Annotated in this window: 25 protein-coding genes; 13 read left to right on the top strand and 12 right to left on the bottom strand. The window is 44.0% G+C overall.

What is annotated here, in order from left to right; all coding sequences use genetic code 11:
* The first annotated feature begins 172 nt into the window (after positions 1 to 172).
* Positions 173 to 460 (top strand): hypothetical protein, encoded by a 288-nt coding sequence (locus WJR50_RS14170; protein WP_341293951.1) that lies wholly within the window; start codon positions 173 to 175, stop codon positions 458 to 460.
* A 53-nt stretch (positions 461 to 513) separates the two neighbouring features.
* Complete coding sequence (locus WJR50_RS14165) at positions 514 to 1,092, top strand: hypothetical protein (protein ID WP_341293950.1); 579 nt, start codon at positions 514 to 516, stop codon at positions 1,090 to 1,092.
* 1,047 nt (positions 1,093 to 2,139) lie between these two features.
* Here the strand turns inward: WJR50_RS14165 and WJR50_RS14160 are convergent.
* Positions 2,140 to 2,739 carry a hypothetical protein gene (locus tag WJR50_RS14160; RefSeq protein ID WP_341293949.1) on the bottom strand — a complete coding sequence of 200 codons (600 nt, stop codon included), beginning with the start codon at positions 2,737 to 2,739 and terminating at the stop codon, positions 2,140 to 2,142.
* 138 nt (positions 2,740 to 2,877) lie between these two features.
* On the opposite strand from WJR50_RS14160, the gene WJR50_RS14155 reads away from it, so the two are divergent.
* Positions 2,878 to 4,281 carry a glycoside hydrolase family 140 protein gene (locus tag WJR50_RS14155; protein WP_341293948.1) on the top strand — a complete coding sequence of 468 codons (1,404 nt, stop codon included), beginning with the start codon at positions 2,878 to 2,880 and terminating at the stop codon, positions 4,279 to 4,281.
* Positions 4,282 to 4,390: 109 nt separating this feature from the next.
* On the top strand, positions 4,391 to 6,271 hold the full coding sequence (locus WJR50_RS14150) for a sulfatase-like hydrolase/transferase (protein WP_341293947.1): 1,881 nt from the start codon (positions 4,391 to 4,393) through the stop codon (positions 6,269 to 6,271).
* Positions 6,272 to 6,296: 25 nt separating this feature from the next.
* Here WJR50_RS14150 and WJR50_RS14145 read toward each other — a convergent pair whose 3' ends face one another.
* The gene (locus WJR50_RS14145; RefSeq protein WP_341293946.1) at positions 6,297 to 6,782 is read right to left on the bottom strand and encodes a hypothetical protein; all 486 of its coding nucleotides are present in this window, start codon (positions 6,780 to 6,782) and stop codon (positions 6,297 to 6,299) included.
* Between the two features lie 263 nt (positions 6,783 to 7,045).
* Between WJR50_RS14145 and WJR50_RS14140 the strand changes: the two genes are divergently transcribed.
* The 3 genes from WJR50_RS14140 to WJR50_RS14130 all read left to right on the top strand — a co-directional run bounded on the left by WJR50_RS14140 (position 7,046) and on the right by WJR50_RS14130 (position 10,654).
* The gene (locus WJR50_RS14140; protein ID WP_341293945.1) at positions 7,046 to 7,978 is read left to right on the top strand and encodes a DUF5996 family protein; all 933 of its coding nucleotides are present in this window, start codon (positions 7,046 to 7,048) and stop codon (positions 7,976 to 7,978) included.
* A gap of 455 nt (positions 7,979 to 8,433) precedes the next feature.
* Positions 8,434 to 9,942, top strand: a complete 1,509-nt coding sequence (locus WJR50_RS14135; RefSeq protein WP_341293944.1) for a sensor histidine kinase — start codon at positions 8,434 to 8,436, stop codon at positions 9,940 to 9,942.
* 43 nt (positions 9,943 to 9,985) lie between these two features.
* Positions 9,986 to 10,654: a LytR/AlgR family response regulator transcription factor gene (locus WJR50_RS14130; protein ID WP_341293943.1), complete on the top strand. Its 669-nt coding sequence runs from the start codon at positions 9,986 to 9,988 to the stop codon at positions 10,652 to 10,654.
* Positions 10,655 to 10,698: 44 nt separating this feature from the next.
* Here WJR50_RS14130 and WJR50_RS14125 read toward each other — a convergent pair whose 3' ends face one another.
* Together WJR50_RS14125 and WJR50_RS14120 are read right to left on the bottom strand one after the other, a co-directional pair.
* A complete protein-coding gene (locus tag WJR50_RS14125) occupies positions 10,699 to 10,869 on the bottom strand; it encodes a hypothetical protein (RefSeq protein WP_341293942.1) in 171 nt (56 codons plus the stop codon).
* A 161-nt stretch (positions 10,870 to 11,030) separates the two neighbouring features.
* The gene (locus WJR50_RS14120; RefSeq protein ID WP_341293941.1) at positions 11,031 to 12,569 is read right to left on the bottom strand and encodes a M20/M25/M40 family metallo-hydrolase; all 1,539 of its coding nucleotides are present in this window, start codon (positions 12,567 to 12,569) and stop codon (positions 11,031 to 11,033) included.
* Positions 12,570 to 12,655: 86 nt separating this feature from the next.
* Between WJR50_RS14120 and WJR50_RS14115 the strand changes: the two genes are divergently transcribed.
* On the top strand, positions 12,656 to 13,006 hold the full coding sequence (locus WJR50_RS14115; RefSeq protein ID WP_341293940.1) for a hypothetical protein: 351 nt from the start codon (positions 12,656 to 12,658) through the stop codon (positions 13,004 to 13,006).
* A 14-nt stretch (positions 13,007 to 13,020) separates the two neighbouring features.
* On the opposite strand, the gene WJR50_RS14110 is transcribed toward WJR50_RS14115, so the two are convergent.
* The 5 genes from WJR50_RS14110 to WJR50_RS14090 form a co-directional block, all read right to left on the bottom strand.
* Positions 13,021 to 13,635 (bottom strand): hypothetical protein, encoded by a 615-nt coding sequence (locus tag WJR50_RS14110; RefSeq protein ID WP_341293939.1) that lies wholly within the window; start codon positions 13,633 to 13,635, stop codon positions 13,021 to 13,023.
* Positions 13,632 to 14,255, bottom strand: a complete 624-nt coding sequence (locus tag WJR50_RS14105; protein WP_341293938.1) for a hypothetical protein — start codon at positions 14,253 to 14,255, stop codon at positions 13,632 to 13,634. Before WJR50_RS14105 ends, WJR50_RS14110 begins: the two co-directional genes overlap by 4 nt.
* A 292-nt stretch (positions 14,256 to 14,547) precedes the next feature.
* Positions 14,548 to 15,252 carry a PepSY domain-containing protein gene (locus WJR50_RS14100; RefSeq protein ID WP_341293937.1) on the bottom strand — a complete coding sequence of 235 codons (705 nt, stop codon included), beginning with the start codon at positions 15,250 to 15,252 and terminating at the stop codon, positions 14,548 to 14,550.
* Between the two features lie 95 nt (positions 15,253 to 15,347).
* A complete protein-coding gene (locus tag WJR50_RS14095) occupies positions 15,348 to 15,671 on the bottom strand; it encodes a histidine kinase dimerization/phospho-acceptor domain-containing protein (protein WP_341293936.1) in 324 nt (107 codons plus the stop codon).
* A 69-nt stretch (positions 15,672 to 15,740) separates the two neighbouring features.
* Positions 15,741 to 16,310: a hypothetical protein gene (locus WJR50_RS14090; protein ID WP_341293935.1), complete on the bottom strand. Its 570-nt coding sequence runs from the start codon at positions 16,308 to 16,310 to the stop codon at positions 15,741 to 15,743.
* A 152-nt stretch (positions 16,311 to 16,462) separates the two neighbouring features.
* Here WJR50_RS14090 and WJR50_RS14085 point away from each other — a divergent pair, with 152 nt between their 5' ends.
* The gene (locus WJR50_RS14085; protein ID WP_341293934.1) at positions 16,463 to 17,035 is read left to right on the top strand and encodes an RNA polymerase sigma factor; all 573 of its coding nucleotides are present in this window, start codon (positions 16,463 to 16,465) and stop codon (positions 17,033 to 17,035) included.
* Complete coding sequence (locus WJR50_RS14080) at positions 17,016 to 18,383, top strand: hypothetical protein (protein ID WP_341293933.1); 1,368 nt, start codon at positions 17,016 to 17,018, stop codon at positions 18,381 to 18,383. Before WJR50_RS14085 ends, WJR50_RS14080 begins: the two co-directional genes overlap by 20 nt.
* Positions 18,384 to 18,749: 366 nt before the next feature.
* Here WJR50_RS14080 and WJR50_RS14075 read toward each other — a convergent pair whose 3' ends face one another.
* Positions 18,750 to 19,235, bottom strand: a complete 486-nt coding sequence (locus WJR50_RS14075) for a nuclear transport factor 2 family protein (protein WP_341293932.1) — start codon at positions 19,233 to 19,235, stop codon at positions 18,750 to 18,752.
* 259 nt (positions 19,236 to 19,494) lie between these two features.
* Here WJR50_RS14075 and WJR50_RS14070 point away from each other — a divergent pair, with 259 nt between their 5' ends.
* Positions 19,495 to 19,995 carry a hypothetical protein gene (locus WJR50_RS14070; protein WP_341293931.1) on the top strand — a complete coding sequence of 167 codons (501 nt, stop codon included), beginning with the start codon at positions 19,495 to 19,497 and terminating at the stop codon, positions 19,993 to 19,995.
* 113 nt (positions 19,996 to 20,108) lie between these two features.
* On the opposite strand, the gene WJR50_RS14065 is transcribed toward WJR50_RS14070, so the two are convergent.
* Positions 20,109 to 23,399: an amidohydrolase family protein gene (locus WJR50_RS14065; RefSeq protein ID WP_341293930.1), complete on the bottom strand. Its 3,291-nt coding sequence runs from the start codon at positions 23,397 to 23,399 to the stop codon at positions 20,109 to 20,111.
* Positions 23,400 to 23,946: 547 nt separating this feature from the next.
* On the opposite strand from WJR50_RS14065, the gene WJR50_RS14060 reads away from it, so the two are divergent.
* A complete protein-coding gene (locus tag WJR50_RS14060) occupies positions 23,947 to 24,192 on the top strand; it encodes a hypothetical protein (RefSeq protein ID WP_341293929.1) in 246 nt (81 codons plus the stop codon).
* A gap of 89 nt (positions 24,193 to 24,281) precedes the next feature.
* On the opposite strand, the gene WJR50_RS14055 is transcribed toward WJR50_RS14060, so the two are convergent.
* A complete protein-coding gene (locus WJR50_RS14055; RefSeq protein ID WP_341293928.1) occupies positions 24,282 to 25,856 on the bottom strand; it encodes a sulfatase family protein in 1,575 nt (524 codons plus the stop codon).
* Positions 25,857 to 26,091: 235 nt separating this feature from the next.
* On the opposite strand from WJR50_RS14055, the gene dapF reads away from it, so the two are divergent.
* Entirely contained in the window at positions 26,092 to 26,868 is a 777-nt protein-coding gene (dapF, locus tag WJR50_RS14050) for a diaminopimelate epimerase (RefSeq protein ID WP_341293927.1), read from the top strand.
* The last annotated feature ends 2 nt before the right edge of the window (positions 26,869 to 26,870 follow it).

The raw sequence follows: 26,870 nt of genomic DNA, 5'->3' as shown, positions 1-26,870 counted from the left end.
AATAATGAGCAGAATCAGGCACGATCTGTATGAGGTAAGAGAAAGGGAGTTTGAAAATACATTTGGACATGAAATGCCAGGGGATTCCTCTCAATGTGCTGAAAAATAGGGTTTTATAGCTGCTTTGGTACTTTTGTCTGACTGAAAACAGGTGTGAAGAGAAGTAAGAAAAATGACAGCGGAAAACGAATCCATGTGCTCCGTGCGTCGGAGGTTTTGCCGGAGGGCGGGACAGGCTGCTTCACGCTTCGGAAAGTTTGCCGGAACACTAATCCAATGGCTCAGCCCTTCGGAAAAAATCCCGAAGCCCAAATCCATGCGCTCCGCCTCTCGGAAAAATTACCGGAGCACAAATCCATGTACTCAGTCCTTCGGAAGTTTTACCGGAAGGCGGAGAAAGTTGTTTTATGTAAAACCTAAGCAAAGTTTCATAAAAGACTGTATTTTGGGAGGGGTATAAGGAATAAAGGAGATAAATTAGCTTTATCAGGTTGTTGAGCTTAACTAAAAGAAATGGCAAGAATTTACAGCTATGAATTAATCTTTAAGACACTTCATGTAAATAGTCTTCTTCATGATTTTAAAAAATTATTGACTAGCAAGTCTTCTTCAAAATTAACCTTGAATAAAAGGTGGAACCCAGAAGGATACTACAAAATCAATGGTAAAAAGATCCAGATAGGGATTAAAGGTGTTCGTGAACAAATTGATGATGAGAACTCTTACCGTTTTTCATTTGCATTCCCTAAAAATCCTTCTTTCAGTATAACTGCCGAAGAACTAGGTTTTAATAAAGAGGAGGGTATTGGCTGCATATGGACAGAATTAATAGTAGGAGAGAGGTGGGGAATATTAGAACTAATTTCGGCAACAAGCTCAATTAGTGCTCTGTTAAAAAATGAAATTCTACAACAGGAAATTGTAAATAGTTTTAAGGGCACATGCGAAGCAATCATTTTTCATATGGATTCTGAAAGCCTAATTCTTTATCCATTTTCTGTATCATTAAAATATGATATGCATAAAATGACGACTTCCCAAGTTGATGCAGATTTATACTTGGACGACCTTTTAAAAAGATCGGGAATTTAGAAATTGAAAAATTATTTTCTTAAGTGTTTACTACATTGATGATTCGTCCATTATCTTCAACGTCCTTTATGGAATTAAAACTTGGAGCAACAGAGTATATGATCCAATATGTTATGAATCCATTTCTAAATAAGGTGGGTGAAAAAATTAATAGAGAATTAACCATTATTTACCAACCTTAAAGAGTGCGGTAAACTCTGAATTCGCGGTATCATTTTGAGTATTTATGGGATAGAGTATAAGATGCCCCACCGGGGTGGCCTAACGGCATGACAAGCTCCTATACTTTAAATTCTTGCATTCAAAGTTCTTAGTATTGATTACCTTAATGAATGCTGTTTGTCATCCAGTAGCAACGCGGAGGGATCTTTACCATCCTGTAGTCAGATGATTCACGTACAAATGTTGATCTTTAAGTTTGTAGGAAGATTCTGTTGGTGCAGTCACTTCTTAATATCCTTAGGGATAATGGTTAAGATGCCTAACGGCATGACAGGGGCGTAAGCTTTCAGCTTCGTCCTCACAGTTCTTTGTAATATGAACCTTCATATCCGCGAACTGTCATCTCGCAACGCAGTGGAGAGATCTTTACCGCCCTGAAGATAGCTGATTAATATACGGACGCTAACTTTTACGATTGCTGTTAACTCACAACACCACTTTGATCTTTTATGGGATGATGGTAAAGATGCCCCGCCAGGGTGGCCTAACGGCATGGTAGGGGCGTAAGCTTTCAGTTAAGTTTTCCAAGTTCTTTGTAATAATAACCTTCATATCCGTGAACTGTCATCCCGGAGCTTGCGGAGGGATCTTTACCGTCTTGAAGTCAGATGATTCACATACAAATGTTGATCTTTAAGTTTGTAGGAAAATTCTGTTGGTGCAGTCACTTCTTAATATCCTTTGGGATAATGGTTAAGATGCCTGACGGCATGACAAGCTCCAAAGCCTTACAGTTTCTTTTACCATTTATTAATAATTGCCGCTTAAGTCAGCTAATCCTCCCAAAACTATAACACCATAACACCACCCAGAACCATAACACCATCACTCCTGAGGAGGAGTAGAAATCATGATGTGGGCGCGGTGGGTGCCGGGGTCCATGATCCAGGGGCCGCCGGGTACCACAGGGCTTTCCGGCAAGCCGGTAGATTCGGCGGTGGCAAAAGGAATGTAGACTACATAACGATAATTGGCATTTTCTACTGTTCCACTTTCCGCATTGTATTGTCCATTCTGTCCGGAAAGCACATGCAGGGTAGTCGGAGCTTCGGGCATTGCCAGTTCACCGGATTTAGCCTCTTCTTCTCGTATGTCAAAAATTTCCTGGGGAGATTTGCCTTCCGCTTTCAGTTGGCGCCCTCTTGCCATAAAAGGCTCCAGGTCTTTATGGTAGCAGGCGGCACTAAATCCTGGGGCGCTGGGATCATCGCCCAGGCAAACCATATTGTTGCTACCTTCTCTCAGCGTCACGATCTTACCTTCCGCATCAAAACCCAGTACGGTGGCCTCTGCCCGTTTGTCTTCGGGAGCAGCCATAACAGCAGCCTGTATCTGTGCATCTTTGTTGGGAATATCCTGAGCATTGGAAGCACAGGAAAGGGCGGTAAGTCCAAGTATTAAAGCGGATAGTAGGGATAGTCGCATTGTGTAGTCGTTTAGGCGCTTAATTTTTTTTCTAATTTAACAATTGCTAAAGACATCGCTAACGATTCTTCCGGCTTTTTATTGAGGCTAGGGTTTGCTGACTTAGCCATAAGCTTTTATATTCACTAAAAAACCAAAATGCAACAACCAAACCTTAAACGTATTACGGGAATACTCTCATTACTTTTCTTAACACACCTACTCCTTGCGCAGCCTGCGCCTGGGCTTAAAGTTTCTGACAACGGACGCTACCTTATGTATGAGGATGGTACGCCATTCTTTTATCTGGGAGATACCGCCTGGGAACTGTTTCACCGCCTGGACAGGGAAGAAGCTGATCAGTACCTGGAGAACCGGTCGGAAAAAGGCTTTACGGTGATTCAGGCCGTGGTGCTGGCGCAGATTGGCGGTCTGAATGTACCTAATGCTTATGGTGCCACGCCTCTGGAAGATAATGATCCTGCCCAGCCCAATGAGGCTTATTTTGAGCATGTGGATTATATCGTAGACAAAGCCGCTGCGCTGGATATGTTTATCGGTATGCTGCCCTCCTGGGGAGACAAGTGGAAGGCGGATGCCTCTGATGAGTCTGGTATTTTTACCGTAGAGAATGCCCGTAGCTACGGAGCCTATCTGGGAGAACGCTATCAGGACAAGCCCATCATCTGGATACTGGGCGGCGACCAGAATATCATTACCGAAGAAGACAGAGATATCATTGAAGCCATGGCGCAGGGACTGAGAGAAGGTGATGGTGGCACGCATCTCATTACCTATCATCCCCGCGGACCGGGCCTGTCCTCCGACTTCTTTCATGAAGCGGAATGGCTGGACTTTAATATGTTTCAGTCTTCCCACGGGGCACGTGATCATGATAATGGGTTATTCGCTGTCCATGATTATCAGTTAAAGCCTGTCAAACCGACACTGGATGGTGAGCCGCGCTATGAGAACATACTGGTAGGCTTTTACAATCAGAAAGACCCTAAGAACCTTCGCTTTGACGATTATGATGCACGTCAGGCTGCTTATTTTTCACTGCTGGAAGGAGCCTGCGGGCATACCTACGGACACAACAGTATCTGGCAGATGTGGGAGCCGGGGCGTGATCCCGCCATCGGTGCCAACGTACCCTGGTACGATGCCATTGACCATGCGGGCAGCTTCCAGATGAAGCATGTACGTAATCTGTTTGAGTCGCGCCCTTTTACCCTGCTGGTACCGGATACTGCGCTCGTACTGGACGGACCGGAGCGGGGCGGAGAAAAGATCAAGGCCATGATTGCCAGTGATGCTTCTTTCGCGCTGGTATATTCTCCAAGGGGAGCGCCTTTTACGGTAGATCTTTCTCAGATTGATTCCCATGCGGTCACTGCTTCATGGTACGATCCCCGCTATGGCATTACCGATTTTCTGCACACCAGCGATAATACCGGTATGCAGACCTTCACACCGCCCAGCTCGGGACGGGGGCAGGACTGGATACTGATACTGGATGATGCCAACAAAAATTATCCGATGCCGGGTCAGGAAGGAGAATAAAGTAAAGCTTCGGTTTAGTGCTAAATATTAAATCTCTTCCGAAAGCTTGTGAAGAAAAAAGCTTTGGCGAAATAAGTAACACGATTTACAACAACCTATCATCAACTATATGCAACGCAGCTTAATATTCTTATGGATTGCCCTCAGTTTCTATGCCTGTCAGGAGCCCCAGCCTCCCAATATTCTCTGGATCAGTGCCGAAGACATCAGCCCTGCCTGGGGATGTTATGGCGACGACTATGCGACTACGCCCAATATTGACCAACTGGCGGAAGGAGGGTATGTCTTCCAAAAAGCTTTTTCCAATGCACCCATCTGCGCCCCGGCAAGGTCTACGCTGATCACCGGCATGTACGCTACCTCGCTGGGCACGCAGCATCTGCGATCAGATATACCCGTACCGGAAAACCTGCGCACATTGCCCGAACTCATGAAGGATGTCGGCTATTTTACGACCAACAATGCCAAGACCGACTATAATTTTAGTGCCGAAGGACGCTGGGATGAGAATGGGGGAGAAGCGCACTGGCGAAATCGTCAGGAAGGGCAGCCCTTCTTCAGTGTATTTAATTTTGGCATCACCCACGAAGGGCACGCCAATAGCGACAGGCCGGAAGATACGGAGTCTTTGGAGCAAAAGCATGATCCTGAGCGGGCACAGATTCCTCCTTACTATCCCAAAACCGATGAGTTCAAAAGCATATGGGCGCATCAGTACGACCTGATTACGGTTTTTGACCAGGAAGTGGGTAAGCTGGTGCAGCAGCTCAAGGAAGATGGGGAATATGAGAATACCATCATTTTTATTTTTGGTGATCATGGTTTTGGGTTGCCCCGCTACAAACGCTGGCTGTATAACTCCGGTTTACAGGTACCCTTTGTGCTGCATGTGCCGGAGCAGTATAAAGAACTGGTTTCTAACCTTACGGCACAGGATGTTGAGCAGATGGTGAACTTTGTGGATTTTGCGCCTACTGTGCTTTCTCTGGCGGGTGCCGAAGTGCCGCAGATGATGGAGGGGGAAAACTTTCTGGGAGAAGAGGTTCAGCCCAAAGCATACAGCTACGGTTACCGTGACCGGGCAGACGACTGCTATGATGTAGCCCGCTCGGTCTACGATGGACGATATATTTATATTCGTCACTTTATGCCGCATAAGCCCTACATACAGAATGCAGTCATCTTTAACCGGGGCAAGCGAGGTTACGAAGAACTGTTCAGGGTAAAAGCAGATGGAGAACTTCCCCCCGAAGCCCAGGACATGTTTATGCCCAAGGCGGTTGAAGAACTGTATGACCTGCAGAATGATCCTTATGAACTGCATAACCTGATTGGGGAAGAAGGGCAGCGGGCCCGGGCACAGGAGATGCAGCAAAACCTCTACGACTGGATGGTGCGCCATCATGATACCGGTTTGCTCAACGAAGGAGAAATGATGCTGCGCGCTCAGGAAGAGGGGAGAAGTGTCTACGAGATGGCCCGTGACAGCAGCAGCTTTGCCACCGCTGGTATACTGCAGGCTGCTGATCTGGTAGGTAAAGTGGGAGATCCGAGGGAACTGATGCCTTACCTGGAATCCGAAGACAGTGGAGTGCGTTACTGGGCGCTGGTGGCTCTGGATGCTTATGAGGGGGATATCGCTTCTCAGTACAATGTGTTGAGTAGATTATCACAGGATGAATCACCCAGTGTAGCCATACTGGCTTCAGAGATTCTGATCAAAGAGATAGAAGATGAAGGAGCTTATCAGGAACTATCCCGTATGTTGCAACATGAGAACGAGCCGGTAGTATTGCAGGCAGCCATTAGTGTGCGGAACCTGGGGGAAAAGGCTCAGCCTCTGATAGATACCATTCAGGAGCAGGTGATGCCTCAATATTCGGGGGATATATGGGGAAGGTATAAAAGCTGGTCTTATCCAATGTTTATCGGCATGGCACTTGACCAGACGATGGAGAATTGCGGTCTGGTAGTGAGTATTAATAACTGATGTGTTGCAAAGCAGAAAGGAGAAATTATTTGGGATTAGGGAGGAGTATTTCTCCCTCATGAGTGAGCTTTTCCAGTTGATGAATTTTGCTCCAGCATCCACTGATCTGTACCGATGATTTCTTTTCCTTCAGTTGCAAAGCGCCTCTCCCCAAAAGGAAATCCCAGAGGAAGAAACGGGAACGCAGGTACACTCTTTTAGGTAGCTCACGGACGATACTGTAGCCCTGCTGCTGAAACGACTGTAGCAGGCGCTGCCTGATAACTTCCGGTTCAGCCAGATGGGTAAGGTAGAGGTGTGCTTTGCGGGATGTATGGGTGATGATCAGGCTGAAGATGAGCGGAATGAGCATAAGATTGAGCCAGCGCAGAAAAGGAAGGTTCTGCCAGTTGCTTTCATCAAGCCAGATAGATGGTGCGATGGCTACTGCAAAATAAAGTAGAAAGAGGATGAAGTATACTCCTAGCGCTTTTCTGAGAGAATGCGGCTCTTTTTTTACTTTGATCTGCATGGGCTATGCTTTATTTTACTGCTATATGGGAGCAGCAATTACTTAACGAAGCATTATGCATTAGATGTATGTAGTATAGTATCTTATCTTGTGAGAGAAGCAAAATGTGACGTTTATTACCGTCAATAAAATAGTCACTAAGTCTAAGATAAATATATTTTTCTGGAAAAATATCATCTAATGGCTGCAAATATACTTTTACTCGTATTTTAGCTAGTAGCATACATACGGATTTTTATTCTGGAAACTTAAACTTTTTACTCATGCAATCATCAGCTACACCATCCTCATTACCCTCCTTGCCTCTGGCAGCCTGGGAAGACAGTAAAATGACGCTGCATCTGATTTTACAAATCATTGGAAAAGTTAAGCTCCAACTCATGCCGCGAAAGAATCACTGGTGGTATATTACTGAGCATGTCAGTGCCAAGGGGTTCAGCACCCGCAGCATACCTTTTGAGCAGGAGGTATTTGAGGTCAATCTTAATATCAAAGACAGTCGTGTGGAAATCATCAGTAGCTGGGCGGATGATGTACAGATACCGCTGAAAGATGGCATGACAATAGGCGAGTTTTACCAGTTGTTCTGTATGCATTTGCAGGAGATAGGGGTTGAAGTAGATATCATTCCCCGACCATTTGACCTACCCATAAAGGAAAGCTTTGATAAGATAAAGCAGTACCACCATTGGGATATAGATTATATCAGGCGGTTTTGGAAGATCATGCTGTGGGTAGACGGAGTCTTCAAAGAATTTAGCGGACGGTATTATGGTAAGAGCTGTCCGGTACATATCTACTGGCACCATATGGACCTGACCGTTACGCGTTTTTCAGGAAAAAAAGCTCCCGCTATGGATGCTGAGGCATCTGTGGTAGAAAAAGATGCCTATTCACATGAAGTGATCAGCTTTGGCTTCTGGGCAGGCGATGAGAATACTCCGGCACCGGCTTTTTATTCTTATACATATCCTTCTCCCGAAGGTCTGGATCGGGAAAAGCTTCGCCCATCTACAGCCCAATGGATAGACGCCAATGGTTCACCTATGGCGCTGCTGATGTATGATGATATTCGTGAGCTGGAGGACCCCAAAGCTGCCTTACTCAGCTTTCTGGAAAGTGCCTATCAGGCAGGAGCCAAACGTGCCCATTGGGATGTAGAAGAATTGTCTGTTCCTCAACTGGATCAGATGTAGGAACCTCCTGTGACTCGTCTCATGCCCATAGAAGCTTCCTAAGAAATGCATTTATGGGCTTAGCATTTCCCAAAAACTACTTATTGATGCTCAAAGCTTACCTATAGCATAGCAGTACCCGGATGGGTGCAAATTGTAATTTAGCAAGAAAGTGCCTCTCGCCTAGCTCCATGCTGTGTCCAGCTCTTCTCCATGACAGCTCCATGCTGCGGCTATGCGTGGGATTTTGTACTATTTGGAGTTATCGTAGCTGATGCATCTTACATGAAAGCAAACCTGAATAAAGGTTGTCCATTCAACAAATGTATATTTCCTTGCCAACAACCAGTAGAAGAGGGAGAGGGTTTCAACCGATGATAAAAAAGGCTTTCAGGTTATTCGTCACATTTTTAGCATCCTTCATCACATTTTATTGAAAGTATTATGGGTGGGCCCTATGATTGTAAAAAGCCTGTATGGATTTCAATAAGTTTGAACGTTGGTTAGCGATTGCAATCTATTCAATAGCATTGATTGGGATTACAGTTTACAGAGTAGGTTATATGAATCTACCAGATGAAAGTGAGGGAGGAAGCACTTACGCTCAGCCCATTTTAGCGCTCTTATCTCAGTATTTTATTAGTACTATGGTGTTTTTGTCTTATGCACTTTCCAATATATGGCTACTAGGCTATTGGGATAAAGCAAAAGATATCAGCAGAACTTTCCTGCGAGCCCTTTACGGGTATCTGATTATTCTGGTCTTGTCTTTGGGGACTACTGTTGTGATGATGTGGGAGGAAAGTAATCACATTACCTGGTGGTTTCAGTTTGTTCATCAATTGAACCAAGCACACCTAAACGATATTTTTTCTGTATCTATTGATGCTTCCACTCGTTTTTATTTGCCTTTTGTTGGATACGCCATTGTAAAGACACTCATTCATACGCTGGTTGATAAGTATTTTTCAATTCGTAAACGAGAAATGCTTATGCTCAAAAACACATTGCTTCTGCTTAATTTGTGGGCATTTGCTTTGTACTTCTTCAATACTACGCTACTGGGCAATTCACTCATCAAAGGCATATGGGTATGTGTTATTCCAAGCTTAGTGATTCAGGGGGTTCTACTGCTATACTGGGTGTATAGAACCGATCACCGAAGACTACTTTTATCCCGCTATTTTACCGTAATCATTTCCACATCATTAATATGTGGCTTTGCTACATCAAGCTATCTGGGTTTTCAGCATGGGGAAATGATTCTGCCCATATTCTTTTTGTTTTTTATCGGTATCGTCATCATCACTCCCATATCCTATATGCTGTATCGTCAGAATAAAGAGAGCCTGGCTCAGCTCAATCTATTGCAAGGCTCACTCTCTCAATACCAGAGTAACTTAGTACAATTACAGCATCAGGTCAATCCGCATTTCCTGTTCAATGCTCTGAATACATTATATGGCATTGCATTGGTAGAAGATGCTCCCCAAACTGCTGATGGCATACAGAAGCTGGGAGATATGATGCGGTATCTATTGAGGGAAAATACCACAGAAAAGATTACTCTTGAAAAGGAAATAGCCTACATAAGGCACTTTGTAGCCTTACAGCAACTTCGTTTGGCTTCCAATTCTGATATTCAAATGCTAACTTCCTATCCCGATGAAGATCAGATACATGATATTAGAGTAGCGCCTATGCTTATGATCCCTTTTGTAGAAAATGCCTTTAAGCATGGAATAAGCTTACAGCGCAAATCCTGGATAAATCTTTCTATACAGGGTGATGCTCAGCGAGTGAAGCTGGATATTCATAACAGCATTCATGACAAACTGGCTTCAGATCCTGAGCGTGATAATCACGGCATAGGGCTGGACAATGTGAAACAGCGGCTGGAGCTTCTCTACCCTAAAAAGCATGAGCTTTCCATACACCAGACTACGTCAGAATTTTTTGTGCATCTATCAGTTTATCTTCATTAAGCTCAATACAATTATCTTTTTACATGTAAAAGCAATTTAAAATATGATCAAAGCCATTGCCATAGATGATGAGCCGGTTGCGCTGCAAATCATTGAAAAATTTGCTCAAAAAGTACCTTTTTTAGAACTGAAAGCAAGCTTTCTTAACGCATTGGAAGCGGTAGAATATTTAAATCAACAGCCTCATGATTTGCTTTTTCTGGATATTAAGATGCCTGATATTACAGGAATGGAATTTTTGGCGTCCCTATCATCACCTCCCAGTGTTATCTTTACTACAGCATATTCTGAATTTGCAGTGCAGAGTTACGAGCTGGAAGCGATAGATTATCTGCTCAAGCCCTTCTCTTTTTCACGTTTTTTAAAGGCCTGCAACAGGGCTTTGCCTATCATAGAAAGGCATGCGAAGAATAGTGATTCTATCTTGTTAAAAACCGGATATGAAAAAGTCAGGGTACAAGTGGAGGAAATTCTGTTTGTAGAAAGCTGTGGAAACTACGTGCAGTTTGTGCTCAAGGATCAGAAGGTGATGACGAGAATGCCTATGCTGGAAGTTGAAAAAATACTGCCTAAAGTCCAGTTTCCGAGAGTACACAAATCTTACATCGTAGCAATAGACAAAGTAAGCAGAATCCAAAGACATCAGCTATGCCTTGATGATGAAGTAGTTCCGATCGGAAAGAACTATGCAAAGAATTTACCTGATCAATAAAGCTTCAGGTTTAATAAATGATTATTCAAATGACTTTTTTCTGTTTAAAGGACTCCTTTGAACTTAAAGTAAACCATAGTGACCATGAGTATAAGTCCGTCCAGGATCTGATCTAATAGGGAGGTGGTGGTTACAAAGTCAAATACAAAGACTAGAAACACGATGAGCATGAATAGATTAATCTCATCTCTGATTATGTTTTTGATAGATTGCATAACAAAACAGCTTTAATATAATACGTGGGAGTAATATTTTCAGCTGACAAATGTAAATTCAGGAATCAAAAATAAAAGTTGTACCTCTTACAATTTCTTACATATTCCGCACCAATTAGAATTAAGAACATTGAAAATCAAGAACTTATTGTATTCCAGATTTATTTTCGTTCAATCGGTTGTGTAAGAATAGCTACTACCGTCTGAATACCTTCTTCAAAATTACCTAGCCTCAGATTCTCATTTGGGCTGTGCTGATTATTGTCTGAGTTAACCGTAGGTACAGTTACGGCGGGTACCCCCAAAGTAATCACAAAGGGAGAAATAGGAATTGAACCTCCTGAAGTACGTATGCGGATAGGCGTTTTACCAAAAGCTCTTTCCAGAGCGGCAGTTAGCCAGTTTCCAGTGGGCGAGTCAATCTCTGTGCGAAAAGCTCCGTAAGAAAACTCATGCTCCATATTGATCAGTTTGTCGTACTCCTGTCTCTCATTTTCGGTAGGCTCGCCTTCCACAAAATGATAACCCTGCGCACTAATATGATCTCTCAACAAATTCAGCAGATAGTCCGGATCAGATTCTTTGACCAGACGCATGTCAATTTCAGCAATGGCGAAGTCAGGCACGATGGTGCGCACTTCTTCTTCTACCCAGCCGGATTGCATGCCTCTGATATTGAGCGAAGGATATTGACGAGCAGCCTGTAAAAAACCGGCTACGCTGTCCTGACCGGCAATGCCAATCATCTTTTTGATAGCAGCTTCATCGTCCGGTACGTTTTTGAGCAGCGCAATGGTTTCTTCGTCCAGCGTTATGCCTTTATAGTAGCCGGGAATGGTTACCCTGCCGTATTCATCCTTCATAGAAGCCAGCAACTGGGCCATGCGCAAGGCAGGATTAGGTGCATAATTACCGTAGTGCCCGCTGTGCTGCGGATTTTTAGGACCAAATATCTTGAGTGTGACCGTCTGTATTCCTCTTGCTCCGAAAGTCAGGGTAGGCTTATTGGAAGGATGACGCGGACCGTCCAGGATGATCATGTGATCAGCTTCCAACTCTTCAGCGTAGGTTGTGACAGCACCGGGCAGATGGGGCGAACCCAGTTCTTCTTCAAAATCCATGATGACTTTGAGGTTGAAAGCAGGCCGTACATTTTGCTCAGCCAGGATGTCCATCGCCTTCAGGAACATGAGCACCGGACCTTTGGCGTCGGAGGCCGAGCGGGCAAAAACTCTCCAGTCAGGATTGTAATCATTATTTAAATTATCCCAGTTTAGCGTTTCCCAGGAACCAGAAGCATTCGCTTCTTTGAGAACAGGATCGTAAGGGCTCTCCTGAAACCAGCGTGTAGAATCCACCGGCTGGCCATCTATCTGCAAATAAACCAGTACGGTAGGTAGTTCCTGCATGATAAATTGTGTAGCGAGCAGCAGGGGTGGCCCATCAGTTTCCAGGATTTGTGTCTGAAAATCACGTTTGCCAAAAGCCTGATCACACCAGTCCACATTGGCCTGCACATGCTTGGGGTAGCTGGCATTATTGGGTATGGAGAGAATTTCTTTTAGTTCGGCAATTCCTGCTTTCAGGTGTTGACGGCTAAGCTCCTGAATCCGATTTTGCTTAAGTTTCTGTGCACTGGTTTCAAAAGCAGTTAGAAAGAGTAATAGCAGAAGTCCTATTAGGGTATAGTAGTGTTTCATATTGGTCAGTAGTGTAAGATGAATACAAAAGAGTAAATTCCAACCAAAGGGTGAATATAGGAGTCTATGAGAAAAAGGAGATACTTATGAAAAGGTTTTTTATACTTATAGTGCTCACTATTATTGGATTTTCATGTGAAGAGGATTTGAAAGCTAATCGTGATGTAGCAAAAATTAAGATGATGAAGGCCGAAACCCAATGTGCAAATCCCTGGGAAAGAGTTCAGCATGAAAATGAATACAAAGACAATATTAAGGCGTACTTATCTAGCCAAGGGTTAAACATACTTCAGTTGGAAGTAAAAAATGAGTTAGCTGCCGAAGCAAATTTATGTATGGCGTGTACCTGCTGGAGTGGCAATAATATTTACATTAATATTTTACCAGCGCAGAAAGATAAAGCTGAAGCGTTAGGATTTAAGGAAGTGGAAAATTAATTCCAATTTTCTTCCTAAAAGTAAACATCAATATTTTTTAAAGAAAAATCAAAGCGCCCTTTATAAACAGTGGCTATTTCACCATTTTGATCACATTCCAGCCCAAAAGTTCCTGCTAGGATGATGCTGGGAGCATTGTCCTGATCTCCAGCAATATGCTCTGCTTTTCTGAAAAACATTTGTCCTCTATTGCAGTAAGTTTGTGCAGTGCTATCGTTAAAAAAAGGGTTTAGATCACCTATGCCTGCCAGCACATTGGCGCTATCAACGATAAATAAACTGTCTTTCAATTGTAGTAAATCCCAAAAATCCTCTATAGTCTGGTTTTTAAACACAAACTTTAGATCTACCGATTTGCCTTTGTTAAGTCCTTCCTGTAATCTGCCATAAAAAATAAGAACCAAACTATCTGCATTGGGAAATGAAGAGATTTGTAATGGGAAATCACACCCTGCAAGAAATCCGCAATCGTATTCTGTTTTCCAGCTTTCACCATTGATAATAGCGCCCGCTACCTGATTACCATCTTCGGTATATTTAGGAATGCGTAGCTCTACCGGATCGGGTATATACACTTCACCGCAGCCACTGAGCAGTAGCAGTATAGACAATAGGCAAGTATGTTTCATTTCTGATAGCTGAATTTGAATAGTCTGAACATTGCTGCGGCTTCTACGGTAAGATGATTTAATCCTTTGACTTTGCCTGTAGGATTTCCGAAATTATCAAATGACTCGTAGCGCAGCTGAGGGAATATACTGCTGGCAATCCGGAGGTCAGCACTAAACTTTGACTTTCGGAAAAACTGTATTCCGGCAACCCAGCCCAAATCGCCCTCACGATAAGTATCCTTGAGGTGGATTTTCTCAGTAGCGGTGACTAGATTGGTACGCATAAGTGCCCCTACTTCCAGTCCTGCATAAGGTGCCAGCTCAGGCGTAAGCTCATAGGCTGCCAAAAGGGTATGGTAGAGGTAATGAAAATCCAGCTGAAAATTATAGGTAGCGCCCCCATCACTGATCTGCGTCTGATAGCCTTTTTCAGCGTAGCGGATTTCATATTGTAGTAAGAAAGGCGACCAGTCAGGGGGATCAATACTGATACTAAACCCCAGTGAATAATGCCATTTTGGCGTGTGATTTTCTACAAAGTGTGCATTATAGATATCAGTGTACATGAGCCCGGCCCGAAGATGTTGGGCATTGAGGGAGAGAGGCATCAAAAAGCCGATCAGTAGCAGTAACCTCATGTAGTAAGTTTATATTATTACTAAAGCTATTAAGAAAAAAGCATTTAAAAATGAGAATTGCATAAATTATTTAAGGGGAAGTACTCTGTTCAAATGGGTCAGGCATCAAGCCCCTGATCTGGCAAATAAACTGAAAAATATTCTTTGCTATGTAATTTATGTATGAGAAGGGTTCTGAATACTTTTCAGAACCCTGTGATGTAATATATTCTGAGACGAATTATTCAAAATCTGATAGATTTCGGAAGAAACTGTTTTTTTTCATCAGCTTCTATCCTAAATAAGTTGACTATTAATCGTCATCGTCGTCATCGTCGTCATCGTCGTCATCGTCGTCATCGTCGTCATCGTCGTCATCGTCGTCATCGTCATCATCGTCATCTCTGTATACTGCGATTACTTCACCAGTGTAGGCGTGCACAAATACTTCGGTATCGTCTCTGTCTTCAAACTCAATTTCATACACCCATACCTGATTATCGTTGAGTTCTAATTCCCACTCATCTACCTCTCCGGATACAGACTGACGAGCTGAGCTAATTGCCTGTGACAAAGTGATAAAATCACCTCCCGGCTCAATTTCATAATCAATATCATCATCATCCCCACTGATTTTTATTACTTCTTCCAGGTCTTTGGAAATATAAAAATCTACTTCAGCACCAGAGGGCATTTCCAGTTCTACTTCCCACACGGGAATACCTCTTTCGGTATCGCTTTCTATTTCATCAATATAGGTGGCATCAGGAAAAATCTCATCAATTTTTGCCCGGATACTGGCTTTTACATCTTCCTCCAGGAAGCGGGCATTGTTACTTTGGGGATTAAAAATATATTCATACGGTGTGCTCAGATCCATGATAGTACTCAGGCTGAGGTTACCGTATACCGGCCGTTCAGCAACTGGGCTAATGTTATCATTATTATCATCTGAGCATGATGCAAGGATCAGCAGGCCTAACATACAGGGTAAAAATAATAGCTTTTTGATATCCATGTGTCTTTACTTTTTGGTTTAGATATATTTCTTAAAAATCACCTACAGCACGGGATATCCAGAGAAAGGGTTGCCTGCAAAAGAAAAAAATCAGTTTATTTTTTGTGTGCCCTGCTGAAAATAGCTTCCTGGTTCAACTGTTCATTGAGTTGATGAATAGTATGATCCATTCGTTTCAGACAGTTTTCCAGCAAGGCTAAGTATTTTAAATATTCAAGCAAATCCGGTTTTTCCTGTATCAGTTTCAAAAGACCAATCGCTGAAGATAAAGGGCCTCTCAAGTCATGGGAGAGGAATTGATTGATCAGCATGACTCCTTCTTTGGAAAACATATCACGCGTACCGATCGGACATTGGGGCATCGTACAGGGAATAGGCGTGCAGTATTGACTAAGTTGTGGGTAAATTTCTTTTTTCACAGCTTGTATTTGGATAAGGGTAAGAAGATATAGAAGATACTCAAACTCTATTAGGAAAATATTATTGATTTAGTCGTCATCGTCATCATTGTCATCGTTGTCATCGCTATCATCATCTCCATCGTCGTTATCGTCGTCGTCATCATCATTGTCATCGCTATCATCATCTTCATCGTCGTTATCATCGTCATCTCTATCGTCATCGTCATCGTTTTTGGGGAGAGCACTATAGTTGGTACTATTGGCTGAGAATGATTTTGAACTACTGCTGATTTCAACGATGAGGTTTAAGTCTGTATCGCTCTGGAAAAGCATGACCCAGGTGTCATCCAACAAGCTGTATGGCTCGTCCAAAGCCTGCATACGAATGATTAGCCGTTCGTTATCGGCTACTGCCCACTGTCCTTCTTGCTGAGAGGCATCGCTGTTAATTAGCTGTAAAGAAAAATCATCAGAAAATACCATGAACTGACCTTCTAACGCCTCACCACCGCTAAAATTGTCGATAATCCAGGGTGAAGCGGTGAGCAATTGAATGTCAATAGGTTCTCCTTTTCTTTTTTCTTCTTCACCAATGTCTTCACAACTGATCAGGTAAAGCGAAGAGAATAAAATCAGATACGGAATAATCTTAGGCATCTTTAGGATATTTACGAATTCGTTCCCCATACGCAGTTTCCTTTCAGTCGGTTGCCTGCCTCTTCAATATAAGGTAAAAAAAAACTTTTGATGGAGGCAACGGTTTTTAAAACTTCACCGTAACGGGAAAAAACCACGCTAAAACTAACCTTATGCCTGAAGTGCAGGAGGATCGTCGTTTGTTATCACTCATCAATAAGTGTAAAAAGAACGACAGGAAAGCTCAGAAAATCTTGTACAAGCATTTTTTCCCTTATGCTATGAGCATCTCTTTGCGCTATTCTCAGTATGAAGCTGAGGCAGAAGAAATTCTGAATGACGCTTTTCTAAAAGTATTTACCCGCCTGGATCAGTACAATATAAAGCAATCGTTTAAAGGCTGGCTGCGGCGCATTGTAATTAATACTGCTATTGATTTGTATCGCAAAGAATTAAGGCATTATCACCATATGGATGTGATAGAGTTGGAAGAAGAACAGATGCAGGAAAACGTCATTGATCAACTTTCTGCTCAGGAAATTCAAGCCATGATCAGTGAGCTGCCTCCTGCCTACCGTCTGGTTTTTAATCTGTACGCAGTAGAAGGGTATAACCATCAGGAGATTGCCAGCATGCTGGATATCAGTGAGGGTACGTCAAAGTCAAATTTGTTCAAGGCCAGGGCAAAATTGCAAAAGAAAATGCAACGTATAGATCAAAGTCACTATGGAAGAAAGGGAATTTGATAAAAAAATTAAGGAAAAGGTGCAGGGGCATCAGCCTCCTTTTAGCGAAAGCACCTGGAGCCGTTTGGAGCAGCGTCTGGATGCGGTCACACCAGTGCCAGTGCCCTGGTATGTGAAGTGGGGAGGCTGGTTATTTGGCAGTGCTATGCTGCTGTTAACTTTGGTCAATCTGGGTATATTCTGGCAAACCAGGCAGGAGAAAGTTTCCATAGCACAGATGTTACAACAGGAGGAAACGTCTTCCACCCCTTTATATCTATATGATACTGTTTACATACGGGATACTGTCCGTGAATCCATACTTGATACTGTATATATTGTGGAAGATGCTGGTGGAACAGGAATAAGCAAAAGCCCCACAGTAAGTTATTTGAGAGGTTTGGGCAGTGGTATTGCTGGGATAAATGACAGGGACAAAGGACAAATTTCTTCACCGCTACAAGCCCGGTATACAAATAAATTTTACAATCCTTCAGCTATTAGCAACTTGCAGGGATACTCACCTGGTTTAGACACATCACCCTGGGCATTTCGGCCCATGGTGGGAGTAGGGCAGCAGTCAAATGCATCACAGCCACAGCAAGCTTTGGATTTTCTGGCTTCTACTTTTTCTGATATGCATGATTCACTTTCGCTACTTCAGCGAGAAGTGAGAGGAGGCTATACTTATACGATGTATGATGAACTGGAAGAACGTCAGGCTGCCCAGCAGGAAAATCCCTTACAGTTTAGGCTAGGCATAGCCGCTGGTTTTGCTATACCTGACCCGGATATTGGAAGACGTTTTCTGACTCCGAGCCAGGATTTTAGCATTGAGCTGTTTAGGAAAAAAAGAGATAATACACGCCTGATGACCGGCCTAACACATTACCGCCTGAGCTATCTGCTCGAAGGCGTAAGGCAGCAGGAGCGTTACACTCAGGAAGAATTGGCCCGTTATCCGGGGATTTCTGAAATGGAAAATTTACCCAATACCATCAATGTTGAGAATCAACTGATACATATCCCTTTACAACTGCGCCAGTATTTTCCGCTAAACTATGACTGGAGATTGATGGCAGGACTGGGTGCCAGTCTGGATATATTGCTGCGTCAGGAATTCAGGTATCAGTTTGTAGACATATCCGGTGGAGAAGTATTAGAATATGAGCAAATCAACCGTTTTGAAGATGCACGCACATACTTTGGTTCTTTAAAGGGAACACTGGGACTTGAATACTCTTTTGCTAAAAAATGGAGTGGACAAACCTCCATTAACTACCGCTATGGTATGAGCCCGATTGGAATAGAACAAAGGTCTATGGATGTACTGCATTTTAACCTTGGTCTATGGTGGAAGGTTAGGTGATACTTTCAATCTGCTGCTCGTTTGAAATGAAATACTGTGCAATAAGTTCAGCGTAGTATAACAGGATAAATCATATGCTTTTGATAATTGTAAAATTGGTTGCCTATGCTTGGCTTAAATTTTCTTATTACTGTGTTAGGGCTGGTATATCTGCTTGCTGGCGCTTTGATGACAATTTCTCAAATTGTGTCTGGAGAAGAGAATTTACCCAGAAAATCCCTGCTATCTAAATTTACTTCTCTCAGTTGCTGGAGTAACGACTGGTTCATCTTATCACTCACTTGTACTATGCTGGGAGCAATGATGGTAATTTTTGGTTATATAGTTTAAAGCTCATGAACACAGTCATTCCAACAGAAATACGGTTTACCTCCTTGCTGACAATATCACGGAAGCGGGATACTGAATGTAATCTACCTGATGCCTGATCTTCAGATTTTTGTCAAAATATAGCCAGATGGTAAAGCCTCCGGTCCACTCCTGCTTTTCGCCATGCCAGTAGAAGGGGTTAAAATGACCTCGTGCTACCACCAGACTGTCCTGGGTTACGATATCCTGCACCTCCAGGTGCTTCTGTGCCGGACTTATCTTCTGAAAATTTGAGTCAGGCCAGTTATAAAATTCCTCAAAAGCATCTATTCCCCGGGTACGTGTTTTCAGAGCTGCATCCGTAAAAGTAACTTTGGGATGATAGAAGGATAGAAATTTATTCCAGTCTTCTCGCTGCTGATAGGTGGCAAAATAGTCAATGGCGCGGCTTCTTACCTGCTGTTCAAACTGCTCTTCTTCGCTAGGTCCACAGGCCAGCAGAAAGATACATAACAGGATAAAGAATTGGTTGATTTGCTTCATGTGTATTCTGAGCTTACAGTTCTGTCAACAATACTAAGGTGTCAGCACGTTCATGCTTACTCAAATAAATAAAGCATAAGGCTTGCCAAACTTACCGATGTAGCTACTTAGGTTCAAATCAAGCTCTTAAAATGTCTTTTACTATGTACTTTTTAATGAATTCATGCTACGCCAGCAAGCTTTCCAACTCTCGGCAGGGAAAATGTTTCTGATATTAAACTTAAAGATGTGTAATTACTATCCTCATATTATAGTTTGTATGTATAGGTATGTCCAGAGGGGGCTTCTATCGCTGTGGCTTTCTCTTTTGTTTTTTTCCTGCCAGCAGGACCTGCAAGAAGAAGACCTTCAAGTGCTAATAAGCGGTACATGGTATATGGAGAATGAAGTGGAAGTTTCACCTCCGGTGATTTTCAGAAATGAAACCACTTATCTTCAGGATGGTACTTTTAGCAGGGTAGGTAAAGTTCTGGATGCTTCCCGAAATGTACTGGGATATGTATCTTATCATGAAGGCTCATACCGTATAGATGCCGATACCCTTATTACTTTTGATACCGATTATTACAGAATGGGTAATGAAAGCTCATACCTGGAACTGGACGAGCTACAGTTTGAAAATAGAGTTGAGATTGAAAGTAAGTCGCGCGTCTCTTTCAGTCAGAATTATACACTTTTAAAATTGAGGGTTATTTGCCTATCCCCATATTACCATTCCTCGCTTTGTATAGACCAAATCACCATGAAGAGGGCAAGGTGAAATCAATGTGTACTAAGTCTTAGCCGATGGGTCAACACAGGCTAAGGCTTAGGAACAGTATTTCTTAGGTTTCCAAATAACCGGCAATCGGTTTTAGAAACATCTTCATTTCTTTAATGTACTCCACAGTGGCACTCAGGCCTCATAAACGAACGTGTTTCCATGTGGAAGTCAAACTGCTGGTTGTATTTGTTTTGTTCCCAGTAAAACTTGCTGCGAGCCTGATCATAAAGGCCAGTCTCGTTCATGGTCTTGGCATCATACAGGCGGCCGTTGACCATGGTATGGCTTACCTGCTCGGTATGGCGGATATCGTCCAGCGGATTGGCCTCCAGCACTACCAGATCGGCCAGCTTTCCTTCTTCCAACGAACCGATATGCTTGTCCATGCCCAGGTAATAGGCGCCATTCATGGTAGCTGCTCGTAGTGCTTCCATTTCGGTCATGCCTCCCTGCTCCAGCATCCAGAGTTCCCAGTGCGCACCCAGTCCCTGCAACTGTCCGTGCGCACCCAGATTAACTTTTACCCCCTGGTCAGTCAGTGCCTTGCAGCTTTCCGCTGTCAGGATGTGACCGTTCTTATATTCTTCTTCCGGGGCCATCGTCCTGTGGCGGGAGCGTGCATCTATCATTCCCCGGGGCGTGAAAGTCAGCAGATGCTCTTTTTCCCACACATTGGAATGCTGATAAAAATAATACTCCCCGTTAAGGCCGCCATAATTAACGATGAGGGTAGGGGTATAGGTAGTCTTACTGGCTGCCCAAAGCTGGATGACATCATCATAGACCGGTGCTACCGGAATGTTGTGTTCAATGCTGGAATGGCCGTCCAGGATCATACTCATATTGTGGAAGAAAAAGGAGCCCCCTTCAGGTACTACCAGTATCTCTTCCTCACGCGCGGCCTGTATAATCTGCTGCCGCTGCTCACGACGAGGCTGGTTGTAGCTTTTAACAGAATATGCTCCGAAAGCCTTGGTACGGCGAATGGCGGAGCGGGCATCTTCCAGATTGTTAACCTTGGCCTTAAAATCACCTTCCGCTCCATAAAGTACTGTGCCGGTAGAAAAAACCCTGGGCCCTACCATATTCCCTGCCTTGACCAACTCCGAATAAGCAAACACCATCTCCGTATTGGCCGAAGGGTCATGCATGGTAGTGACGCCATAGGCGAGGTTGGCATAGTAAGGCCAGTGCTTTTGGGGAGTAATGCCATCCCTGAAATGCTGAGCATGGGCATGTACATCTATGATACCGGGCATGATGGTTTTGCCACTGACATCTACCACTTCTGCCGAGGCCGGAATCTCTACCTCATCGGCTGAGCCTATGGCCTGTATGCGGTTATCCTCAATGAGAATTGTGCCGTTTTCAATGACCTCATCTCCCTTCATGGTGATGATGCGGGCACCCTGGAGTGCCAACAGACCTTCCGGCTTGTCAAAGTCAACCTGCAGACCCACTTTGAGGCCGGTAGTATCCATGGGAGAAAGTTCCTGGGGAGCACCTTCCAGAAAGGCGAAGCTATTGCTCAGCTCAGTGGTAAAATATTCTTCACCCAGGGTCCAGTGGAGCTTTTCACTGTCGGCTGACCAGTGCAGATTGATACCGGCATCACGGGCTACCTGTACCAGCGGGACCGCTTTTGTATTGGCACTTAGTTCCAGATCTTTGCCTGCCTGAGGAAAAGCCGCGATGTATACTTTAAATAGTTCGGTGAAGGCAATCCACTTGCCGTCGGGACTGGGGATGAACTGAGTGGCGTACCTGGAGGAGAAATGTGTTTTCTCGTCTTCTCCATTCAGGTTAACACTTTTGAACTTCTTGCCCGAGCCATCAGGATTGAAATAGCCCGCCTGATAGTAGATGCGCTGTCCATCGGCGCTGAACATAGGCTCCTCACCTTCATCGGTGATTTTCCTGGCTTCTCCGCCCTCTGTGGAAATGAGGTACAGGCCGGGCTCTTTGTCAAAATTATAGCCCTGATCGCTGTTGCCCGACTCTTTGCGGAAAACAATGCTTTTGCCATCGGGAGAGAAAGCAGGGGTACGGAAGCTACCCTTTATGCTGGTGAGTTTCACCGGACTAGCCCTTCTCTCATTAAGGCTTAGCTTATTTACTGCCCCATAGGTCTCATCATTCCAGCTCGTATACACAAGCGTATTACCATCGGGTGATATGGTCGGCTCAAATTCATAGTCTTCTCCATCAGTAAGTCTCACGGGCTTTCCATTGGGTAATGCCTTCTTCCAGAGATACCCCAGAGCATTAAAATATAAAGTCTTCTCATCAGGAGAGGTGATGGCATGGCGGATCACTTTGGCGTTAAACTGCTCCGGGGCAGGATCATGTTCAAAGTGCAAAGCCTCTACAATCTGATGGGTGGCAGTAGCGTTGAAGGGAATTTCAGTAGCGTTGGCCTCTGCTACATTTACTTTCCAGAGTTTGCCTTCTCCCCAGATCACAATCTCCTCATCACCGGGCATCCAGTCAAAGCCGGGATAAGTGCCAAAGATCGCCCAGGCTTCCTGCTGGTCTTTGCTGAGGCCATCATATACTGGCCACTCTTCACCGCTTTCCAGATCGTGGATGAAAAGGATAGTTTGGGTTCGGATACGGCGGACAAAGGCCAGTTTCTTGCCATCATTAGAGATTTGTGGACGTGAGGCTCCACCCGGCCCTCCGGTTACGGTTTCCGTTTCTCCACTCTCCCGATCATAGCGCCTGATCACATAAATCTGGCTGTTAGGGTCTTTGTTGTACTGAAAGTAGCCACCGGGGTACATATCTTCGCTGTAATATACATAGCGTCCGTCAGGCGAAACACTGGGTTCGTTAACATCCTGCTGGTCGTTCTTGCGCTCGGTCAGTTGAATCCCACTGCCTCCGCTGATGTGATACATCCACATCTCACCGGCACCCAGTGAGCGGGTAGAGGTAAAATGCTTGCGGGCAACAATGTACTGCCCATTGGGCGTCCAGGCGGGGTTGTTGAGCAAACGAAAGTCTTCCCGGGTTACCTGTTGTGCGTTGCTGCCATCGGTATGCATCAGCCAGATGTTATCGCCACCTCCGGCATCGCTGGTAAAGGCGATTTGTGTACCATCGGGACTGAAACGGGGCTGACTTTCGTAGGCATGCCCTTCGCGAATTAAGCTGGCTTCTCCCCCGGCTATGGGCAGGGTATAGATATCGCCCAGCAGATCAAAGGTGATGGTCTGCCCGTCAGGACTCACATCCAGGTTCATCCAGGTGCCTTCGTCGGTGGTGATGCTGACTTCTTTAAAGTCACCGTGTGGCGTATTGACCTCCCATTGGTTAGTATCTTCTTTGTCCTGTGCCATTGCCAGAAAAGGCAAACAGCAGCATAAGATAAGAAAGGAATAGGTATGCAGTAGCTTCATGTTTTTTTAGATTTTTAACCGCCAAACCTACGGATTATTGTCATTTGGGGCAAAAGCAATATAGCGATTGCACAAAGAAAGCCTGAGCAACTATTCTTTCATTTGCTCCTGTAGGAATAAGAACAGCATGCTCATGGCTTCGTCTTTACTTTTGTTGGCGACCAGATCAGTATGCTAAGGTAATTTCACCCCTTTGTCCCCTGTTCCACAGCGGCGGCCCACGGGGTACAGGAAGGATTTTACCTACAGGTTTGTTTTTTCCAATCCTTAACCTCTTCTAATACAGCCAAGCGTTCTAAAGTTTACTTAGCCTTAATAATGTAATTTGCAAGGGGTAGAAAGAGGATCGCTACAACTTTAACTCCTTTATCCATTGGGCTTCCGCTAGCATTTATCAGCACCATTATTTCTAAAGTGTAAGAGGTTAAAGATTAAGTTATCTGATAAAGAATTTAATGAAAGAAGATTACTGAACCTTACATTAGTGATTCGCTTAAACCTCAGTCCTCCTGACTTAAGTTTTTAATCACGGTCTTTTAAAAAATGGATGGGCACAGCTTTACAAACCCATGGGCAAGCGAGGATCAACGGATGGGCATCGGATGAAGAACGGATGCCCATCGGATTGAAGTTTTATGCTGAGAAAAAGAGTATGCTTTCAGAAGATCAGTGCATAAAAAAAGCCCCGTATTCCGGAGCTTTTGCCCATCATGGTGATGGTTTGCTGCTTTATTCTTTGCCAGCCTTCATGACACTGCTGCTTCTCTTGCGAAAGATAGTCAGAAGTAGGTAGAGTATTTTGATCTCCAGCATCAAAAGCCTACATCTAACGGAAAGGCAGAAAATCGCCTGCTTCATTCCATTCAGCTACTTTCTGCATGCCTACTCCTCCTTCTCCTGAAAGTCACTGTCATTTACCCAGCCGTGATCTACATCTTCACCTTCAAGGTAGCGAGAGTAGAAGTCACGATTTGCTTCGTTGGCATATACATAGTCGTCAAATACATGACCGTTGCCCATCATACGGGGGTCGCCCTGGGCAAGGAGTTCGGCCAGCATCTGGGTTTTCAATTCTTCCAGCATGGGTGCATATTCGGGGTTCAGCGCCAGGTTATTCACACAGTCAGGATCTTCGTCAATACGGTAAAGCTCTTCGGGAGGACGTTTGCCAAAATTCATTTCCCAGAATATTCGCTGCTCTTCCTCATAGCGCATGTTGAGGATTTGGGTCTTGGTAGGGCTTCCATCGGTATTCAGGTAACCGGTTTCAGGATTACCGGCCGGCCAACGGTCAGGCTCAAAGTTCTGCACATACAGTAAGTCTTCTTTGATAATTCCCCGTATAGGATAGCCCTGATCATTGGGGCGGCCTACATCATGTCTTTCTTTGCCAATGAGCACGTGATCGCGTGCAGGGTTAATGCGTCCGCCACTTTCTGCCTGGAAAATATCGCTCAATGACTTGCCCTGCATCACCTGCATATTGCTTTCTTGAGGTGAGATTTGTGCTGCTTCCATGAAGGTAGGGGCGAAGTCTATAAAGCTTACAAAATCATCAATACTACGTCCTGAGTTTTTGATACCCGCCGGCCACATAATCGCCAGAGGAAGGTGGTTAGACATTTCATAAGCCTGTCCTTTTACCCGAGGGAAAGGCATACCATTATCGGACGTGACCACCACGATGGTATTTTCCAGTTCTCCCCGCTCTTCCAGCATATCCAGCATCCTCATCAGGTGCTGATCAAAATATTCAAGCTCAAAGGCATAATCCAGCATGTCGGTGCGCACGGAATCCGAATCAGGCCAGAATTCAGGCACTTCATCAATCTGGCTGATTTCTTTACCACCTTTGGAGATGCCAGCTTTGTACTCATAAGCCCGATGAGGCTCAATAGCACCGTACCAGAAGCAGAAAGGTAGTGAATCAGGACGTGCTTCCAGGAATGACTCAAAATTTTTGGCGTAGTCGTTATTGCTGATAAACTCTGCCGGAGGCGTAGCTTTATGCTCGTTGAAGGCTGGTCCGGTGAGCTCTCTCCTTTTACCATTTCGTTCACCCGGGTTTCCCGGAGACCATCCTTTGGCTGTATGTCCGGTGAAGTATCCATGTTGAAGCAGGCTTTCCATAAAAGTGGTAAACTTAGATGGAAAATAAGGTACATGATTGGCTGCTTCTTCCAACTGCCAGGAGTTGCGTCCGGTAAGTATACATGAACGGGAAGGTGAGCATTTGGCGTTAGGTGTATAAGCATTATTAAAAAGCAGGCCATTGTTCGCTACCCGGTCAAAAGCCGGGGTACTTACCCAACTGGTGCCATAGGCTCCCATATGCGGAAATGAAGCATCGTCGGCAATAGCAAAAAGAATATTGGGTCTTAAGTCTTGGGTTTCCTGCTCCTGAGGCTGGCAAGAGTAAAAAGTAAGCAGAGAAAGAAAAAAAAAGATATTTCTCATCTTAGAGTTTCTGATTAGGTTCATAAATCTGAATATATAAAAATAGATGAAATAAAATGAAGCTCAGCTTAAGGTCTTTCTGATTTTGATCCACTAATCTGCTCAAATTTTTCTAGTATTGTGAAAATTTGTAAGACAAGACAAAAAAATAAGTATGAAAGACTTTGTCATTGACGCAACTATTATTTTGTAATACTGATTGATTTATGCCAATGAGTATAATTACTAACCATCTATGAATACATTGTATTTTTATAAATACCAGGGCACCGGCAATGACTTTGTGATGATAGATAATCGGGAAGGGAAATTCCCTCAGCAGGACGAGAAGCTGATACAGAGGCTTTGTCATCGCAAATTTGGTGTAGGAGCTGATGGGCTGATCCTTTTACAGGATCATGAGCAGTATGATTTTGAAATGATCTACTACAACGCGGACGCTACCACCAGCATGTGCGGGAATGGCAGCCGTTGTGCGGTTCATCTGGCACATTATCTGGGGATGATCGGAAAGCATTCGCAGTTTTATGCTGAGGATGGTATGCACGAAGCCCGTATTGAAGGCGAGCAGATTCACATCCGTATGGTGGATGTAGTAGGTATAGAAGAGATATTAGAGGGCTACTTTATGAACACTGGTACCCGACATTATGTCAGACTTGTAGAAGATCTGGCAGATTTTGACGTTATAGGAGTAGGTAAAAAAATTCGTTATCATGAATCATTTGCGCCTCAGGGTACCAACGCCAGCTTTGTGGAGATGAAAAACGGTGAGGTCCATATGAGAATATATGAAAAAGGTGTTGAGAATGAAACTTTGTCCTCAGGAACAGGCGTAACCGCAGTTGCGCTTACTATGGCTAAGGTTCAGGGGCTTGAAAGTCCTGTAAATGTTAATACTCAGGGAGGACTACTTCAGGTATCTTTCCGCAAAATGAAAGACGATTTTTATACAGATGTACACATGATAGGACCCGCTGTCATGGTTTTTGAGGGCACTGTTTTTGTGTAATA

Origin of the sequence: Catalinimonas locisalis, assembly GCF_038039535.1 — a bacterium.
In the GTDB taxonomy this organism is placed as follows: domain Bacteria; phylum Bacteroidota; class Bacteroidia; order Cytophagales; family Cyclobacteriaceae; genus Catalinimonas.
This window is presented reverse-complemented; position numbering and strand designations above follow the sequence as displayed.